The organism is Leptotrichia sp. oral taxon 218, assembly GCF_018128225.1.
Classification (GTDB): Bacteria; Fusobacteriota; Fusobacteriia; order Fusobacteriales; family Leptotrichiaceae; genus Leptotrichia.
Genome location: NZ_CP072377.1, coordinates 323459 through 341596, shown reverse-complemented (window position 1 = coordinate 341596; position 18138 = coordinate 323459). Strand labels below are relative to the sequence as shown.

Genomic DNA, 18138 nt, shown 5'->3' with positions numbered 1-18138 from the left:
TAGTAAGTACCATAAATAAAGGGTTTTATTGGCTACAAAGTATGGCTACAATCTTTTTTTAATTTTTTGATGTTTTAGGTTCTAACTCTTGTTTTATAAGGATTTGTGGCGGCAACAATCTTTTGAAAAATAGCAACAAAACTACTAAAAAGGGCTACAATCTTATTCTTTAAAACTTATAAAACCTTAGAATTAGCCTTGAAAACTTTGTAGCCATTTTTTTAACTTTGTAGCCAGTTTTTTATTTATTTCAATCTTTATTTTCAGAAATAAGATTCAATCCCTTTATTCGTGCCACTTTGAGTTTGTCTCGGAAAAGGCTACAATCTTATTTTTCGCGATTTTTCCAATCCAAAAATTCACTTGATGAAACTCTTTTAAACCCTCTTTGCTTGCCATAATTTCCAAACTTTCTTGGGGTTCTCATTCGCTCCCACCCTGGTATACTTTCCATAATGCTGTTTATCTCCGAACTTTCAAAATTTCTTATATTTTTAGTCTGCATTCCGAAGCATTCAACTAAAATCTCAACAGCACAAATTTTATCCCTATAGATAAAGTCCCCTTCATAAGTGTAATTGCCGCTCAAGTAATCTCTCCGCTTATCAGGAGACAGTTTGTTCCAGTTATCTGGGACTTTTCTGTCCAGAAACTCTTGAATTATACCTTCTTTAGGATTTGATACCCTATGCTCTGCCTGATATTGTCTTGAAAGCTCTTCAGCTTCTCCAGTAAGCATTAAGACTTCCCCAGTTTTATAGTTTTCGTAGGCTTCTGCCCAAATTTGGTCAACTTCGTTATCCAGATCGTCCCAGATTGATTTTCTAGGTTCATTGATTCCCACGACCACCGGCCAAAAACGACGGTTCCCCGTTCGGTCTCTTAAGAACTCCCAGTCATTTGAAGTACCAAAGAAAACACATCTTCTAGGATATTTATTTGTTCTTCTTCCATATGCTTCCCTATAAATATCCTCATTTTTACTCAAGAACTGCTTTATCAAATTAGTTTCAGTCTTATTAAATCCTGTAAGTTCTCCTATTTCATTAATCCATGTCCCCTGAATCATTTCAGCGGCTTCTTTTCCTTCAAAATTCTGTAAACTGTCCGAGTACCATTCCATCCCTAGCTTATTCAGAAATGTGCTCTTACCTAAGCCCTGCCTACCTGTAAAGATTGGCATGTAATCGTACTTAATGCCACCTTCTACCGCTCTTGCAACTGCTGCTGTCAAGGATACTCTAATTACCGCTCTCGTATAAACATTGTCTTCGGCGCCTAGATAATCAATCAGCAAGGTTTCCAGTCTTTTTTGGCCATCCCATTTTAAATTTTCTAAATATCTTTTTACCTTGTTGAACCTATTTTTGTGTGAGTTCAATAAGAGTGCGTCATTTATTTTCTTTTCTCCGCTTAACCCAAATTTAGTTTCCAGATAGTTTCTCAGTCCGCTGTCATCGACTTCCTCATATTGCCTTACAATATTTGATTTGTTCCATGGAAGACTTCCTAAGACTACTGCTCTGTTTGAAAACTCATCAAGTGCCATTTTCCCCTTTAAGTGGGGGTCATTTTCTAATACAATTTGAACATTTCTTATCGTTTTTTTAATAACTCCGTTAGAAGTTATCTCAAATTTTGACATCCAGGACAGATCCTTTTCATCGTTTTCTTCTTCATCAAGAATTTCAAAGTCATCTTTCGCATTATATATTTCAGCATTCACGATATTTGCTACTTCCGAAATCCCTCTTGCAAGTTTGTACATTTCAACAAATGAAGGTAATTTCGCATTTGGAGTATTTTCTTTCGCATCAGCATCCAAATTAGAGAACTTATGTATTCTCACTAAGTCAAAAGCGTTACACAATATTCCACTTGCAGGGTCTGTCGCATGGTGCGAGTAGCTGAACAAATCGTCATATACAACCACTCCGCCATAAGTACTTCCGCCTGTATAGGTCATCCTTTTTCCATCGTCTGACACCTCATAAACATCTGGAATAAATTTATTGACGGCTTCTATAATTCCATAAGTTTTACAGAAAGCTCCAATTATCCCAGTCTTTTCTAGCGGATTTTCCTGCTTTTTCTTTAGCCGCTCTAGCATCTTTTCAGAACCGGGAACTTGTGGCCACTCTTTCATATCGCGCCAGTCATCATACATTTTTAAAACCGCTTTTACATCAAACATAGGAGATTCTATATCATATTCATAGATATAATTGCTATCTTTTGAACAGCTAGGCCAGTACATTAATCTTGCCGGTTCAAAAGTTGTGGGGTCACACATTGAAATTCCTAACATAGAACCAATCTTTCGCGCTACGGGCTCATATTCATCACAAGCCATACTTTCATTTGCTAAAAAGATTACCCGAAGCCTAGGAGCTGATTCTGTGTGCTTACGAGTGCTGTAAACCACATAGCTTACTCCTAGATCTTTTATCTTTTTTAAAACTTCTAAAGTCTTTCCTGGTTTTATGTTATCCAAATCCAGCGTTATCAAATTTCTGCTTAGCAGATTTGAGTTTTTTCTTCTGCCGTCTTTCAGTTCTCCACCAACGAAACCACCTACATCTTTTAAGTCGTCCTGTTTTGCTTTTGGCATTTTCATATACTCTTCCAATGTTTCGGTGCTTCTAAATGGAGTTTTAAGTCTTTCTATGAACTCCGACCAAAACAGCTTCTCCTGTTTCCACACCATATCTTTTCTGCTGTTGGCGGTACTTATTGATATTTCTCTATTTGTCATACTTTTACCTCCTCCTTTCATTAATCTTTTTTATAATACATAGTTTCAAATCCATCAGCCCTTAATAGTAGCCCTTTAGCCCATTCTATTTCCTGTCCCATTATCTCGCATACTTCATCTACCGTTGTTTCCATAGGAGCTTCAATAACTACTTCATCGTGAATGTGCATTACAATTTTGAATCCTTTTTCAGTTAATCTTTTTATCGACACCGCCAGGCAATCTCTAGCGATAGCCTGCACAATATTTTCCACTAATTTTCCTCCATAGGTTTCTGCCGTTTCCCATTTTCCAGTAGTTTGATTCTGTGCCATGTAAGTTATAACTTTTGAATCCCAGCTGTTTAATTTTGTTCCTGGATTGACATAGTATAGTTTTCGTCCGCTTGGAAGCTGTACTGTTAAAAAATCCAGACCATTCGATAGATCCCCTTCCTTTTCAAAAATAATGCCGTTCACGGCTTTTCTTCCGCCACCTTCGACAACTTCTATAGCTGTGCTTCCTATTGCCCACCAGAGCCCAGTAATGTTCTTATTTGAGTCTCTCCACATCTTTACTATGCCTGGCAGTTCTTCTTCAGTCAATCCCATGTTTAAAGCTCCCATTGCCTTTAATGCGCCAGGTCCTCCCTGATAGCCAAGAGCAAGTTCTGCGACTTTTCCTTTTTGTCTTAAAGCATACTCAGGATTCCCTTTTTTTATCTTCTCAATTGGAACTCCAAACATTTGGCTGGCGCTGGCTTCATAAATTTTTCCATGAGTTTTAAATACTTCACTTCTCCAATGCTCTCCGGCAAGCCAGGCAATCACTCTTGCTTCTATAGCTGAAAAGTCTGCAATTACAAACTTTTTCCCTTCTTCCGGAACAAAAGCTGTACGGATTAGCTGCGACAAGGTGTCAGGAATGTTTCCGTAGAGAATTTCTAGTGTTGCCACATCCCTTCTTTTTACGACCTCACGAGTTCCACTTAAATTCTGTATGTAATTTCTTGGTAAATTTTGAACCTGCACAAGCCTACCAGCCCATCTGCCGGTTCTATTTGCTCCGTAAAACTGCAGCAATCCTCTTACACGATTCTGTTCGCCTAATGCCGCTTTCATTGCAACATATTTTTTTGTGCTTGTCTTTGACAATTCTTTTCTTATTTCCAGAACTCTTTTTATTTTCCCTGTAACTTCTTTTATCAGTTTCTCTACCGTTGCTTTCTGCAAATTTTCAACTTCTACATCTTGGCTTTTTAGCCATTCCAGCAACTGGCTTGTACTATTTGGATTATCAAGTCCTGTAATATCTCTAGCCTCATCCATTAATTTTTCATTCCAGTATTCGCTTATCCACAATGAGCTATCAACTAAATCAGTATCTATCGCAATACCTCTTTCATTCATCCTAATATCCATCCGCCATTGCTCCCATTCATCTTCAGGAACTTTTACGCTTTTTAATTTGTTCATTATCGCCATTTCTGCCACTACATCCTGCCTGTTATATTCCACAAACAAATTCCACTTATCCAAGTCGTGATACGGTAAATTTCTTGTTCTTCCGCCGTTAGCTCGGGTCGCTTTGCAGGGAACAGAAAAATATCTTATAAGTGCTTTCCCGGACATATCCTTTTTCTTATCTTCTTCAAATCCTAATGCTTTACCCACTTTACCTAATCCGCCAGGAAATCCGGCATAATAGGCATGTACCATTGTGCATTTCCATTGCTCTAAATTAGTTTTAAACCCAGCACGATTCAAACAATACCATTCAAAATTTGCATTGTAGGCCCTTAATTCAGTTTCATTGTCGCTGAGCCTTTTTATAATCTCATCAGGAACTGTTTCTCCCTGTGCTAAATCAATAACTTTTACTTCCGAGCCGTTCAGTGAGTAAGCAAAAAGAAGGATTTCAAAATCATTGCTTTGAGTATATTTGTATAAACCTGATTTTCCAATGTCTATACTGCTGTAAGTTTCAATGTCTATATTTAATACATCCATATTTTTTTTATCCTTCTTTCTGTTTTTATCTATTTTAATCTTCTTCTATGCATAACACTTTTTTACCAAGGCATATCGTCATCTTGGACAACCTGAAAATCCTGCTGAGCATTTCTTCCTCCGGCTAAACTTTCACCATCTTTTATCTTTTGTACATTTCCTAATCCAACTCCGATACCTCTTTTATTCATGTATGCATAAGGGTAAAAGTTAATTGAAACATTGGCATAAATTCCGCTATAAATTTCGCTTTGGTCCATAATGGGTTCCACTTTAGCATTTACTACTTGTGGCGGATAATCCACTTTTGCTGATGCATTAATAACCCAGCACCCTTTGCATTCATCTCCATAAGGTGTTCCGTCTTCTTTTGTTCCATCACCATCTTTTAACGGGGAATTTATTTTAACTGGTCTGACTCCTCCCCATCTGTCTGAAATTCCATATTCTTCTGCCGCTTTTATCGCCGCATCTATTTTCACTTTTGTTTTTGTATCTCTCTTATCGATTAAAATCGTTGTGCTATATTTTTCCTCTTGTCCTTGAACTGCCGCATGTGGTTTAAATAAATGAACATAACTTAATCTTCCTCTTACTACTATTCTTGTATCTGCCATAAAATATCATCCTCTCTATTCTTCTATTTTTTTAAATTCATCTGATGCATCAATTACATCTTTTTCATACTTTTTTCTTTTATCCGATTCAACTACCAAAGTTGGCTTTCCCTTTGGCTTAATAATCAAATCTCCTGCAATCTCTCCAAATCTTTTTTACCTACAATCCCCTCAAGCTGTGTCAGCGGCAGCAACCTTTTTTCAAACAGTAAAGCCTCTTCAACATCATTTTCCTTAAGTGCTTCCACTAATTTATCCGAGTCTTTAATTTGTCTGATTGACCTTCCTTCCACAACTTTCCATCCAGGAATCTCTTCGCCATTTAATAACTTTGTCAAACTTTGATTTTCTATATCTTTGACCCATTTAACTAAGTCTTGGGCCTTTTTTAAAATTTCCCCCAGTTCTTCATTTGTCAAAACATTTCCTTTTAACTTCATTTCGGTTTCAAGTTCCAAATTTTTCTCAGCTCTTGCCTTGCACAAAGCCTTAGCTCTGCAAAAAGTACATTCCCCCGGAGTAAATTCCCCATCGCCTTCATAAGCCTTTTGTGCTGCGGGTTTTACTTCATTTTCCGCCCAGTCCATCAATTCTTTAGAACTAATTTGAAAAGTGCTGACGCTATCCAATCTTGGCTGTACGATTCCCATATCTATGAGGTCTATGTCAAAATAAAGTGAATATTCTAAGTAAGCTCCAAGTGCATAAAGCATTAACTGTGGGTTGCTTTCAGCGAAAACTGGAACCCCTTTTCCATATTTTAAATCCCTGATATATAAAACTCTTTTCTCTGTATCAATGGATATGAAATCTGCAGTTCCGAATCCATCTGGCACATATTCGCTAAAGTCCACTTTCTTTTCTATTACTGTTGTGTTTATTGGATTTCCATTGAATTTCATCAATAATTCTTTTATGTGATCAACATAAAATTCTGTGAATCCATCCATTTCATTTTTATACAAATCATCTGATTTTATTTTTTTTAGTTCAATGTTATATTTTTTGAGCCCTAATGGGCTTAGATATTTTCTAAGCTTAAGCTCTGACAGTTCATGAGCCAATGTTCCTTCTCTTGCATAATCGGATGTTACATCTTCAAACATATCTTCCATTCTTGCACTTGGCGGACACTTCATCCACCTTTTAGCCCCACTTGCACTAAGTAAAGCGTGTCCTCTTTCGGAATGATTTATGGTCATTATATTCTTACCCCCAGTTCTCTTAAATCGTTAGCAAAATCTAAATATCTTTCATCAGATAATGCATCAAGTTTTTTAACATCATATTTTTCATTAAGCAGCTTTTTAATCTCCATACCTTTTCCAAGCCCAGAACCCTCAACACATCCAGCTCTTAACTGCTCAAGCGTCAATTTTGGTGCAACAGCTTTTGGAAGTTCAACCTTTTCTTCTTTTGATTCCTTTAATTTTTCATCCTTAACAGAATCCACTTTTATGTCTACTCCTGAACTTTTTTCCCCTTGAATCTTGTCTGTTATTTTTTCAATAACAGCTTCACCTTTCATTATGTCATTATTATTTCCCAGCGACATTATCGCCTTTGAAAAATTTTCAATCACAGGTCTGCTGCTTTCTTCAATTTCGATTATTAACTTTATTTCCATAATTAATTTATCCTTTCTAAAATTTTATATAATTTATATATTTTGCTAATCTCTTAACGCTAAAGGCATAGTGAAGTAAATACTGTCTTCTTCATTATTCCCTTTAACTTTTACTGAGCTTCTTTTGTTTAGCAGGTGTAGTTCAGTTATCCCATCTTTCACAACATTTAAATAATCAAGTAAAAACTTAACATTTAAAGCAATTCGCAAATCTTCCCCAGATTGAACAGTTTTTATTCCTTCATTGACCGTTAATGCTTCGTTTTGTCCGAGTATTGTAAGCTTGTTGTTATGAAAGTCAAATGTTGCTCCATTTTTACTCTCTTTATTACTTTTACAAACATTTAACACTCTTTTTAGAGCATCTTTAAATTCTTTTGTGTTCAGTAATATCTTTTCATCATAATTAGAGTTAGATATTATGGAATTATAATCCGGATATTGTAAATTGTGAGGACAAAACTTAACTTTTAAGTTGCCAAACTGTATGCAAAACTGATTTTCATTGTGCGCTATTTCAACGATAAATCCTTGTTTTGTTTTCATCTTAATTATTCCAGCAGCAACTTGAGCCGGAATAAGAATATCAATTGCTCCATTTGTTTTTGTATCAAATGCTTTTTTTGCATACGATAATCTGTAGGTATCTGTCGCAACCACTTCTAAAATATTATCCTTTGCAATCAGTTTAACCCCACATGTTGCTAAATTCTCCTGGTCTGTGTCGGCAGAAATAATCACTTTTTTTAACAGATCTATGAAATCGGATTTATCTATTTTAAAGTTTTCTCCATCTATAACTTCGGTTTCAATACTTTTTTCTTGAATACAGTTAATTATTGCGGATGAGTTTCCCATTCTTATAAAAAGTGAACTTTCACCGCCGTTACTGCTGATTGTGATAATGTCTTCGTTAAATCCGCTTAATATATCCTTCATCACCGATGTTTCTACTAATGCGCTTCCTTCATCAACCACACTAGCGTTATTCAATCTATAGCTTGCCCAAATTCTGTCCTTATCAGTTTTGCTAATATAAACTTTTCCATCTTTTGACTTTATTTCCAGAAAGTCGTTTCTTCCTGTTGCAGCAATCCGTTTCAGACCATTTATTGCTTTTAACAGTTCTTTTCTGTCTACAGTTAATTCCATTTTTTCTTTCCTCTTTCTATTTTATATTTTACATCTTCTAAAAATGTCATAATTTCATTTAATTTTTCCAACTTTTCATCCTGTGTTAAATAATCAGCTCCTACAGGAATGCTAAATCGCACAATACTACATGTCTTCGGCTTCCATCCTAACTTATAATACTCGACAGATAAAGTCTCTACATGCCCAGAATAATTGAAAAACAGCGTATTTTTTTCTCTTGAATTAATGTCTAGGCATAATTCAGCTATTTTCAATATTTTCTCCTTCATTAACTTTTCCATTTTCTTTTCATCCTTTCTATATTTAGTAAGCTGACACCGATAAAGGAATGACGGTCCTTTATCGTTATAAATATTTAGGAGATAAAATGTCAGCCAAGTTTTTTATGGAGTTTCTTCTCTCCAAAGTATTGATTTGTTCGACAAAACCTGTTATAATACTAGTGAAAGATTAATGACTTATCCATTTTCGGTCGATGTCTCTTGACATCGGCTTTTTCTTATTTTAAGCGCTTTTTCCCTGCTGTAACCTTTGCCGACCCACTTTATATCAAAACCTGCTTCTTCGAATTCTAATAATGAGAGCATGTCTTCTTCATGATTAACTTCCCCACCTTCCACGATAACCTCTTCCATTTCTGCAAATTTTTTGTCTGTTTTCGTTATCAAAGTTTTTATATACATTCTGTTCTTTTTATTAAAATCTTTTATTTTGTTGCAAATTTGCGCTTTAAATATATTATAGTATGCAAATATTACAAGTATCTGTTTTAGCGCATTTTCTGTTTCTTTGTATCTAGTTTTTAGATATTTGTTAAACTTAATTTTTAATTTTATTAATTCTTTTTGATAAATTTTTGAAAATTCGACGACTACAAATTCATTTTTAAAGTCTTTTATTTTGCGCTGTTTTGGATTTTGCAAATCTTCATAATCATATTCCTCTATGAGTCTTGTCAATGTCCTGAAACTTCGCTGGATGATGTCTTCGAGCTCGAAGCTGCACCACAAAGTCTGTTCCTCTGATAGCCTAGATATTTTTGTATCACCTTTTACAAGATTTTTGTCTGTGATATTTGGAATACTAAAGTAGTTTCTATAATGTTTGCACAAATTTGACAGCGCCATCATCGAGAAAACTTTTGTCTTTTCGTTTTCATCTAGCACAAATTTTGTGTAATCCATTGCTTTTTCAGTTATTTCCTCTTTAAACTTTTTCTTTTTAATTCTTCTCAAACTGCTCATAATTTCCTTCTACTTTCTCAGCATCTCTTTAACTATTGAAGGCAAAATCCAAAACAGCATTCCGCATAGTACTGGGACAAAAGTTTCTCCTCCACCGATTATCCCCAAGTAATATCCTCTCTCAATTGCCGCATATCTGTACGCTGTAATAGTTAAAATAGCTGTTAAAATCACTTTTACAGTATTTTTCAATATTTTATTTTTCATCGCTCTTCACTCCTTTTAATTCCTTCAGATAATTTTTTCAAGGCAATTAGTAAATTCCTTTTTTCATTCTCTCTTTTTTTCTTAAGTTCTTTTCTCGCCCTGTGGCTGTTTTGGTTTACCATCCATAACCCATCAAATTTGCAACCCATTTTTAATCACATCCTTCTCCTAATCTGCATATTTTAATTTCAAAAATTTTTTGTAGCTCATGCCGACATATCTTTCAACCTGTATTCGCTGTATGTCATAATCCCAAGCTCCACGGGGTCTAGTTCTGGTCGGCTCTCTAGTCTGAACTGCCGAGCCAAAACTAAGCCTTCCTGTCTGTAGGCCCATTCTTACATACTGCTGACCTTTTCCGATAAACTCTGCTGTTTCTTTAATTGACAACTGCAATTTTGAAGCCTGCTTATTTATCCAGAATTCCAAATTTTCCATAGTTTTTCCTTTCCGGGATTGCCGTCCCTTAATTTTTTTTGGTGTCTGTTGTCATTACTTAGCCCCTTAAACGATTAATTCATCCGATTCCTTAGGAACAAATTTATAAAATACTGCTGACCTTTTCCTGTTACTTTAGTAGTTCTTGTTAATCTGACACTTCCGTCTGGATTATTTATAGTTCTCTCTTTTACTTCAAACAGTTTCATTTCCATAGCTCTTTGAGTTGGCATATTATAACTGCTTCCTTGCTTCATTAAGTAGCCGTTTGTTCTCAAATGCTCGAATAACCGTCTTTGTCCTGTATCAATTCCATTTTGCTTTAACAGTTTAGCCAAATCTCCTATTAAGATACTTGTATTAGATGTAGCAACTGCATCTGCAAACAATAATTTCGGTGCCTGCTGCTGAATTGTAAATTCTAAGCTAGATATTCTCTTTGTATAATTCTCAATCATTCTGCTACTTAACTGATTAGCACGGCTTAATACCATTTCAGGACTGTTCCACGCTTCTTCGCATTGAATGAAGTAAAGTCTTGCTTGTCTACCTTTTTCGTTGTTCTCTGTCATCGAAACTTCTTTTGCCATTGATAGTTTCATTATGTGATCTTGAAGTTCTGTGTATGGATTTCTTGGATTATTGGTTTCCCATTTTTGAGAAACCAAAACTAGGATAAGTATTTATCAACAAAAGAAAATAAATTTTTATTATGTTTCAAATTAATTGTACTTATTAATAGCGATATACTAAATATTAAAGCCGTTTCAAAATTTGTAAGTTTTAAAAGCAGTAATGTCGCTATTACTTCTTTTAGGTAAATCAAAATTCCTATTAAAAATAACAAACCTAATTTAAAAATTCTTTTCACTCAATCACCTTCCTCTTCTCTATTTTTTAGATGTTTGTCATACTCATCTTTTTTATTTTCGTATTTTACGAATTAAATAGGTAAAAAAAATACATCGTATACTTCCTCTTTTTTTAAATTAAGTAGTTTAACAATACTCAAAATCTCACTTCTCGTAAATTCGCTTTTATTGTTTAATTTACCGCTTAAAGTAGATAAAGCCATACCCAAAGCCTCTCCAAAAGCATATTCAGAACCGAAATTTTCTCTTATTTTTCCTCTTAATTTTGAGTTATTAAACTTCATCCGCTCACCTCCTATTTCGTTTTTTACGAATTAATTATATAACACAAATTTTATTTTGTCAACACTTTTTTTCGTAAATTACTAATTTTTTTAATTTTTTTCATAAAAATAATTGTATTTTACGAAAAAATAAGGTATAATTGGAGTATAAAATTGAAGGAGCAGAACTATGAAAAAGAAAGAAAGTATTGCAACTTTTGGGGATAGACTAAAAGAAGCCTTGAAAGTTAATAACATGACACAATCAAAACTTTCTGAAATTTCAGGAATAAATACTTCGACTATTAGCGAATACATAAAAGGAAAATATGATCCTAGTAGAAGTAGAATTTTTGAATTTTCTGAAATTTTAAAGGTAAATCCTGTATGGTTAATGGGTTTTGATGTACCAATGAAAGATGAAAAATTAGAAAAAGAAATTGAAGCACCACCAGTTGTTGACACAAGCGTATTGACAGCTGAAGAGCTTGCAGAATTTGAAAAAGTGACTCAGACAAATAAACTTTTATTTTTTCACGGTATTGAAGATGACGACCACGACATGGCGGTTTTCAAGAATTTGGTTATAGATATTTTGCTAAAACAGCGAAAGAACAAAGAAAAGGAGTAGAAATGTGGTCAGACTGGGGAGCAAAGACAGGTTTAAAAGAATTGCAATAGGATTGATAGCAAAATACGGAACTAATGATCCGTTTGAGCTGTGCAATTTGTTAAATATAAAAATCATTTACGAAGACAACTTCAAATCCTTTTTTGGGATGTACTGCGAAGTAAACAAAGAAAAATGTATCATAATCAACTCAAGCCACGATGAACTGACCAAGCGGATAATCTGTTCACACGAACTGGGCCATTCATTCCAGAACTTTGAAAGCGTAGTATTCATGAAAGAAAACTACCTGTTTGGGACAGAAAAATTGGAAAATGAAGCAAACTACTTCGCAGCAGCACTGGTATTTGGGAACTTGATTCCAGATAACTTGGTAAATGATGAAAATAGAAAAATGTTGAATGATTTGACTAGATATTTGTGATATAGGAGCGTGATTTAACAATGGAAAAAAATGATACTGGAAAAGCAAAGGCAAAAAAGCCTATTTATAAACGATGGTGGTTTATTTTTTTAGTCGTATGTTTTATTATTGGGACGCTAAATAACATATTTGGGGATAAAAGCGAAGAAATCATCGGTAAAAACATTGAGAATACATTATCTTCGGCAGGTGTAAAAGATTATACTCTGGAAAAAGATGAATCATTAGATGAAAATGGCCAAAAAGGTTATAGAGCAAAAACTGATTTTACCAACACAGGTATAATCATACATGTTGACAAGGATAAAAAAGTCTCTTCTTTGAAATTTGATAACATTGAATTTGTAAAAAATGGAGAGGTGACAGGAAAAATTACTGATTGGGCTGTAACTGGAAAAGAACAGGTAAATTATAAAGTTTCCGCAGAAGGAGCTATAAAATCAATTTTAAAATCTCCATCGACTGCTAAATTTGCTCCTTTCTCTGAATGGGGTTTTAACAAAGTTAGAGGAGTTGTTTCTGTAACAGGTTATGTTGATTCTCAAAATTCATTTGGGGCGATGCTAAGAAATAAATTTATCGTCGAATTTGATGCCAAAACGGAAAAAATCAATCATTTAATTTTTGAAGGAAAAGATTATATTAAATAAAATGGGTGAATAAAACGGATATTGGGGTTATATAGTGTAAAAATTTCAGGAGGAATAGAAAATGAAAAAATCAATTATTTTATTATTAGCTGTATTCACTGTAACATCAAGCCTAACTTTTGCTCACCGAGGAAGAACAGACAGCAAGGGTTGTCACACAAACAGAAAAACTGGGGAATATTATTGCCACAGAAAAAAGAAATAGAAAATTTTGCAATATATGTGCTGGGAGAGTGATTTAATAATGAAAATAGGAGTTAGAAAACCAAGTTTGAAAAAGAGTTTTAAAGCAAAGACAACAGGAGCTTTGAAAAGAAAAGTCAAAAAAGCTCTGATTCCAGGTTATGGTAAAAAGGGGATGGGGTGGATTACAAATCCTAAAAAGGCTTTATACAACAAAGTCTATAATAAAACTACAGTGAGTGCTAAAGATGTGGTCAAATCGTCCTTAAAAAATTCTAAAAATTCAAAAAGAGCTGCTACACTAAATACTCAACAATCTTTGCTGCTAAATATCGTTATTTGGTTCTTTGTCATCTCCATAATAATGTTATTTTTACCATTTTTCATAGGATATTGGATGATTAAAAGTATAAAACTATAAAAAGTTGTGTAAAAAAAATGAAAAAAATTACAAAACTATTATGTAGGAGAGTGTAAAAAAAATGAATATTAATTTTAACGATATTAATATACCAAAACCATACATCCCAGAAGAACTTCCAATAAATTTGGATAGCGTTTTATTAAATAGAGAAATGTTTATTTTATTTTAATAACTACCGCAAGTAACGAAATGGGAATTTATAAAGGGTTTTTAAGTAATACGCCAAATCCAATACTGCTTATATCACCTTTATTGATCCAAGAAGCTGTTCTGTCTTCTAAAATAGAAGGAACTCATGCTACACTTGAAGACTTCTTGAATTATGAAACTGGAAATAAAATGTTCAAAATCGTCATGACAAGAAGGTTAGATCCACAGGAAAGAGTAAACGAACTAGAAAGTGCTTCAGTTCCTTTCAAAATTGATGTTTACAGCTTTATATTCTCTGAAAATGCAATAGAATTAGAAAAAACATTACACAAACGATTGAATGACAAAAGAGTAAATAAAGTGAATTTAAGAAAGGAATTTTTTTACAGTACAGTAGATGAATTAGAAGAATTAGTAAACGAATTAGATCCAACAGCAGTCTTCAACAAAACTATGCTTGCTAAAGAATATAAGCAAACAACATCGGTTAGTTCTGATGAATACGTAATTGAGTATGAAGATGATTTGTATGATTAATATATTTTATAATTAATATTTTTCAATGTAATAATCACAACAAAGAAAATGAAAGGAAATTATAAAATAAGATATGAGAAATAACAAATTAATTATAGGAATAGAAAATTCTAACGGCGAGATTATTCAGAAACAAGATTTTTTAGATTTTAAACAAGGTAAAGGAAGCATCCCAATTATAAATTTATATACTGGACAAAAATTATTTGATATTTTACTAAGTGAGTTAGGTTTTATAAAATGGCAAGAAAACAAATTTGTTTTTAGTTACATTCTAAATAAAAACCCTTTTATTTCTGTAATGCAAATCCTAGGTAAAATAGCTGAAGCTATTGTTGTTAGAAATTGTAATAACAATGAATATTTAAATCGTATTTGGTTTTCAAAAGCGCGTCTAAAACGAGCTAATAAAAAAACTGTTAGAAATTTTACAGCAATAGGAACAGGATTATTAAGTACCAAAAAAAATTTTTTTCAAAAATATAATCCTTCTGATCCCCAACGAGATATTATTTGGATTGATAAAAATGAAAACTATGCACTTATTCCAAATAAAAATACTTTACAATCAGGATTAGTGGCTGGACTTCAACTTAAAGTTAGTAGTGATTACCATAAGTATATTTTAGATGCTATACTTAAATCAAAATATGAAAATCCAATAGTATATTTTGATTTAAACAATGATTTTTATAATCTGATAGAGTATTTGATTTCTAATAAACTCATTGAAGTGAGTGAGGTAGGGAAAAATATTATTCAAGGTAAAAGTTTAGATCCAACAGCCCACCAAGAACTTTTATATTATTATGATCTTGTCAAAGCTATTGTTAATAATAAATTAACTATTGATGATTTAATTTTAAATTCCGATGCTTATGAAACTAAAAATGTATTAAAAAACGCTCTTATGGGTACTGCTATAAATAAAATTAATGCTGAAGATTTATTACTTTAAAAACTTAAAATATAAAAATAACCCCTACGGCAATAGGGGCTAAGTAATGTGATATACTCACAAACACCAGTAAAAGTATATCACACAAACCTTAAAAATTCAATACAAGGAGTGTGATTTTTTTATGAGAAATCCGAATGGGTATGGCAGCATATCAAAATTAAGCGGGAAAAGAAGAAGACCTTATATGGTTAGGATTACAACTGGTTTTGATGTAAATGGCAAACAATTAATGAAAGTTTTGGGGTACTACAGGACACGAACCGAAGCTATGAAAGCTTTAGCGGATTTTAATGATAATCCTTATAATATTAGTCTAAATGATGTTACACTTAAAGAAGTTTTAGATAGATTCATGAAAAATAGAAGGGGTACGATTACAGAATCTACTCTAAAAACATATAAAGTTTGGTGTAATTATTTGAAACCTTTATACAATAAAAAAATTAAAGACTTAAGAACATTAGAACTTCAAAATTTTATAGATAGTTTAGGTCACCTGTCTACTGGAAGTTTAAAACTTGTAAAAACTTTCATAGGAATGCTTTTTAAGGATGCGATGGAGATGGACATAATAGCAAAAGACTACAGCCAGTTTATAAAATTACCAAAACACAGAGCCAAAATAAAACGAAAAGTATTTACAGATGAAGAAATAGCATTGCTGTGGACGAATGTAGATAGGATTGACTATGCTGACACGATACTGATTTTAATTTACACAGGAATGAGAATAAATGAATTATTAAAACTTAAGAAAGTAAATGTTGATTTGGGGCAGAATATAATCACTGGTGGAAGCAAGACTGAAGCTGGGAAAAATCGTATTATCCCAATACACCCTAAGATACTCCCTTTAATTATAAAAAGGATGGACAATAAAACAGAATATCTCATACCTAACAAAGGGGAAACAAATCATTATGACTACAATAATTTTAGAAAATTTGGGTTCATGAAAATAATGGAAATTCTTGGAATGGAGCACACCATACACGACACAAGACATACTTTTGCTACATTAATAAGTAGTGTATCAAATAATGAAAGCGCAATAACCGAAATAATAGGACACACTAATATGGATATGACTAAAAAATATATACATACAAATATTGAAAAAATAAGAGCGGAAATAGAAAAGATAAATTAAAATCTATAAGCAACAGATATGTAACAAACTGTAAAAAAAATCCCTGACATTTAGGACTTTTGATATATATACTGATTTCTTTTTACAAAATTGGTTCACAAATGTTTAAAAATTTAGTATAATATAGATGTTAAAAATTAATTATAATTTATAAAATAGGAGAAAACAATGAAGAAAAAATTTTAGAAGGGGGAATACAATTTGAAAAATAATTTTAAAAAGGTTTTGAAGAAAAAAATAAAGAAAAAAAACAGGTCAAAAAAAATAAAAATAGGTATTTTTGCTTTATTGAATACATTTTTTGGAATGACTTCTATCGCAAGTCAAAATATTAATTTACCTAAGGAATTTACTCAAGATGCTGCTGCAAGTGGTTATGAAAATGAAACTTTTAACTACGATTTTAACAACGATGGAACTGATGAAAAAGTTGTAGTCAGTTATAAAGACGAAAATAATTTCCTAGATGCAGTTGTTTCTATTTATACTAATCAAAATGGGAAAGATTTGTTGACTTATCAAATAACTTTTGACAAAGCAATAAATATTCTGAATTTGGACGAAATGTCTAAAATGCTTGATAAAGTCAAAGAATATTACGGTGAATATTCTAAAAATATAGCGCCAAATGAAACTAGATATATTATGATCTATGACGATAACAGAAATTCTGAAATATCATTTGACAAATTAAAATTTGACAAACATTCACCAAAAGATTTGGATAATTTTTTATTTATAAAAAGTTCTTCAAATATGCTTGATGCACCAAATGGAAATAAAATTACAACGCTTAGTTACAGTGAAAAGCCAAAACTTCTGTTTGAAATGACATCAACTGCGAATCCACAAAAATTATATTACACTGAATTTACAAAAAAAGGAAGTACAAATGTAAACCATATCAAAGAAAGTAAATCTAAAGTAAAGCCTGAAACTTTCAAAGGATTTATCGTAGATACTGGAAATAATGTGATAAAAAGAGGATTTTACTGGGATAAAGTTCTTACAAAAATAGAAAATGTCAATAAATTTATCCAAGATGCTATAGATTCAGGGGAAAATATTAACATAATCACAGAATATGCACCACTTACACATGATGTACCAAGTAAAAAAGATAAATTTGGAAATAAAAATAATCAAAGTATTGTAGCTTATACAAGTCCTGACAAAAAAGGAGAAATTATAAATATTCCAGACCAATCTTTATTTAGAATTTTAGGGGAAGAAAAAGGTATGATAAAAATACAGACACCATTTTATGGCGGACCTTACTACATTCCAAAAAATGAAAATAATTATAAAAAAGTTGAAAATATAAATGGAGCTGTCAATAAATTTATTGCTATTGATCCAAGTAGCCAAGCTGAAATGCTTTTTGAACGAGATCCACAAACAAATAAATTTAAAGTTGTCTCTTATTCATTTGTTACAACCGGAAAAGATGGCAGCGGTTCGTATGAAACACCTCATGGAGCATTTTTAATTGCTTTTACAAGAGGATATATGCCATTTACAAGAAAAGCTAGACCTGGAGACACACCGCTTTCTGGAAGACCTGATTTAACGATTGGAGGAGTCGCTAAATTTGCTGTGAGATTCAGCGGCGGCGGATATTTACACGGAATACCTGTAAATACTCATTTTAAAGGTGAAACTGCTCTAACTGAAACAGCTGCAAAAATTGGAACTTATAAGGAATCACATAAATGCGTCAGACATTTTGATGACCAAGTTGGATTTATTGTCGACTGGGTAAATGCGGGAAGTAAAATAAAAGATGGAGATAATACGATTCCTGAAGAACCTGTTGTTGCAATAGTTTTATAAAATAAAAAATGGAGAAAAATAAGGAGAAA

At 32.8% G+C, this 18138-nt stretch carries 22 protein-coding genes and 2 pseudogenes; 10 read left to right on the top strand and 14 right to left on the bottom strand.

Going from position 1 to position 18138, the window contains the following annotated elements; genetic code table 11:
* Nucleotides 1-328 precede the first annotated feature (328 nt).
* The 14 genes and pseudogenes from J5A73_RS01715 to J5A73_RS01645 form a co-directional block, all read right to left on the bottom strand.
* On the bottom strand, nucleotides 329-2293 hold the full coding sequence (locus J5A73_RS01715; protein WP_249069335.1) for a virulence-associated E family protein: 1965 nt from the start codon (nucleotides 2291-2293) through the stop codon (nucleotides 329-331).
* 482 nt (nucleotides 2294-2775) lie between these two features.
* On the bottom strand, nucleotides 2776-4743 hold the full coding sequence (locus J5A73_RS01710) for a DNA polymerase (protein WP_211616075.1): 1968 nt from the start codon (nucleotides 4741-4743) through the stop codon (nucleotides 2776-2778).
* A 62-nt stretch (nucleotides 4744-4805) separates the two neighbouring features.
* Nucleotides 4806-5360 carry a DUF2815 family protein gene (locus J5A73_RS01705; RefSeq protein ID WP_211616073.1) on the bottom strand — a complete coding sequence of 185 codons (555 nt, stop codon included), beginning with the start codon at nucleotides 5358-5360 and terminating at the stop codon, nucleotides 4806-4808.
* Nucleotides 5361-5492: 132 nt separating this feature from the next.
* Nucleotides 5493-6475: pseudogene (locus tag J5A73_RS01695) on the bottom strand (DUF2800 domain-containing protein); the annotation flags it as partial.
* A gap of 86 nt (nucleotides 6476-6561) precedes the next feature.
* A complete protein-coding gene (locus J5A73_RS01690; RefSeq protein ID WP_211616067.1) occupies nucleotides 6562-6987 on the bottom strand; it encodes a hypothetical protein in 426 nt (141 codons plus the stop codon).
* Nucleotides 6988-7032: 45 nt separating this feature from the next.
* Nucleotides 7033-8139: a DNA polymerase III subunit beta gene (dnaN, locus tag J5A73_RS01685; RefSeq protein ID WP_211616065.1), complete on the bottom strand. Its 1107-nt coding sequence runs from the start codon at nucleotides 8137-8139 to the stop codon at nucleotides 7033-7035.
* Complete coding sequence (locus J5A73_RS01680; protein ID WP_211616063.1) at nucleotides 8130-8423, bottom strand: hypothetical protein; 294 nt, start codon at nucleotides 8421-8423, stop codon at nucleotides 8130-8132. Before J5A73_RS01680 ends, dnaN begins: the two co-directional genes overlap by 10 nt.
* A gap of 177 nt (nucleotides 8424-8600) precedes the next feature.
* Entirely contained in the window at nucleotides 8601-9386 is a 786-nt protein-coding gene (locus J5A73_RS01675) for a hypothetical protein (RefSeq protein WP_211616061.1), read from the bottom strand.
* A 9-nt stretch (nucleotides 9387-9395) separates the two neighbouring features.
* The gene (locus J5A73_RS01670) at nucleotides 9396-9593 is read right to left on the bottom strand and encodes a hypothetical protein (RefSeq protein WP_211616059.1); all 198 of its coding nucleotides are present in this window, start codon (nucleotides 9591-9593) and stop codon (nucleotides 9396-9398) included.
* On the bottom strand, nucleotides 9590-9742 hold the full coding sequence (locus J5A73_RS01665) for a hypothetical protein (protein WP_211616057.1): 153 nt from the start codon (nucleotides 9740-9742) through the stop codon (nucleotides 9590-9592). The genes J5A73_RS01670 and J5A73_RS01665 overlap by 4 nt, the downstream gene beginning before the upstream one ends.
* Before the next feature lie 19 nt (nucleotides 9743-9761).
* Nucleotides 9762-10031 carry a hypothetical protein gene (locus tag J5A73_RS01660; RefSeq protein WP_211616055.1) on the bottom strand — a complete coding sequence of 90 codons (270 nt, stop codon included), beginning with the start codon at nucleotides 10029-10031 and terminating at the stop codon, nucleotides 9762-9764.
* Nucleotides 10032-10105: 74 nt separating this feature from the next.
* Nucleotides 10106-10633, bottom strand: coding sequence for a phage antirepressor KilAC domain-containing protein (locus J5A73_RS01655; protein ID WP_211616053.1), 528 nt, complete (start codon nucleotides 10631-10633; stop codon nucleotides 10106-10108).
* A 68-nt stretch (nucleotides 10634-10701) separates the two neighbouring features.
* Complete coding sequence (locus J5A73_RS01650; RefSeq protein ID WP_211616051.1) at nucleotides 10702-10902, bottom strand: hypothetical protein; 201 nt, start codon at nucleotides 10900-10902, stop codon at nucleotides 10702-10704.
* A gap of 72 nt (nucleotides 10903-10974) precedes the next feature.
* The gene (locus tag J5A73_RS01645; RefSeq protein ID WP_211616049.1) at nucleotides 10975-11187 is read right to left on the bottom strand and encodes a DUF739 family protein; all 213 of its coding nucleotides are present in this window, start codon (nucleotides 11185-11187) and stop codon (nucleotides 10975-10977) included.
* 169 nt (nucleotides 11188-11356) lie between these two features.
* Here J5A73_RS01645 and J5A73_RS01640 point away from each other — a divergent pair, with 169 nt between their 5' ends.
* From J5A73_RS01640 to J5A73_RS01600, 10 genes and pseudogenes are all read left to right on the top strand, one after another.
* On the top strand, nucleotides 11357-11797 hold the full coding sequence (locus tag J5A73_RS01640; protein WP_211616047.1) for a helix-turn-helix transcriptional regulator: 441 nt from the start codon (nucleotides 11357-11359) through the stop codon (nucleotides 11795-11797).
* A 4-nt stretch (nucleotides 11798-11801) separates the two neighbouring features.
* Entirely contained in the window at nucleotides 11802-12221 is a 420-nt protein-coding gene (locus tag J5A73_RS01635) for an ImmA/IrrE family metallo-endopeptidase (protein ID WP_211616045.1), read from the top strand.
* Between the two features lie 20 nt (nucleotides 12222-12241).
* Nucleotides 12242-12871: a hypothetical protein gene (locus tag J5A73_RS01630; RefSeq protein ID WP_211616043.1), complete on the top strand. Its 630-nt coding sequence runs from the start codon at nucleotides 12242-12244 to the stop codon at nucleotides 12869-12871.
* A gap of 61 nt (nucleotides 12872-12932) precedes the next feature.
* Entirely contained in the window at nucleotides 12933-13076 is a 144-nt protein-coding gene (locus J5A73_RS01625) for a YHYH domain-containing protein (protein ID WP_211616041.1), read from the top strand.
* Nucleotides 13077-13115: 39 nt separating this feature from the next.
* Nucleotides 13116-13475 carry a hypothetical protein gene (locus tag J5A73_RS10750; protein WP_371813408.1) on the top strand — a complete coding sequence of 120 codons (360 nt, stop codon included), beginning with the start codon at nucleotides 13116-13118 and terminating at the stop codon, nucleotides 13473-13475.
* 165 nt (nucleotides 13476-13640) lie between these two features.
* Nucleotides 13641-13808 (top strand): annotated as a pseudogene (locus tag J5A73_RS10745) (Fic/DOC family N-terminal domain-containing protein); the annotation flags it as partial.
* 9 nt (nucleotides 13809-13817) lie between these two features.
* A complete protein-coding gene (locus J5A73_RS01615; RefSeq protein WP_211616039.1) occupies nucleotides 13818-14165 on the top strand; it encodes a GIY-YIG nuclease family protein in 348 nt (115 codons plus the stop codon).
* A gap of 73 nt (nucleotides 14166-14238) precedes the next feature.
* Nucleotides 14239-15123, top strand: a complete 885-nt coding sequence (locus tag J5A73_RS01610) for a hypothetical protein (protein WP_211616036.1) — start codon at nucleotides 14239-14241, stop codon at nucleotides 15121-15123.
* Nucleotides 15124-15247: 124 nt separating this feature from the next.
* Nucleotides 15248-16276, top strand: coding sequence for a site-specific integrase (locus J5A73_RS01605; protein ID WP_211616034.1), 1029 nt, complete (start codon nucleotides 15248-15250; stop codon nucleotides 16274-16276).
* 201 nt (nucleotides 16277-16477) lie between these two features.
* Complete coding sequence (locus J5A73_RS01600) at nucleotides 16478-18109, top strand: L,D-transpeptidase family protein (protein ID WP_249069334.1); 1632 nt, start codon at nucleotides 16478-16480, stop codon at nucleotides 18107-18109.
* Nucleotides 18110-18138: the final 29 nt, after the last annotated feature.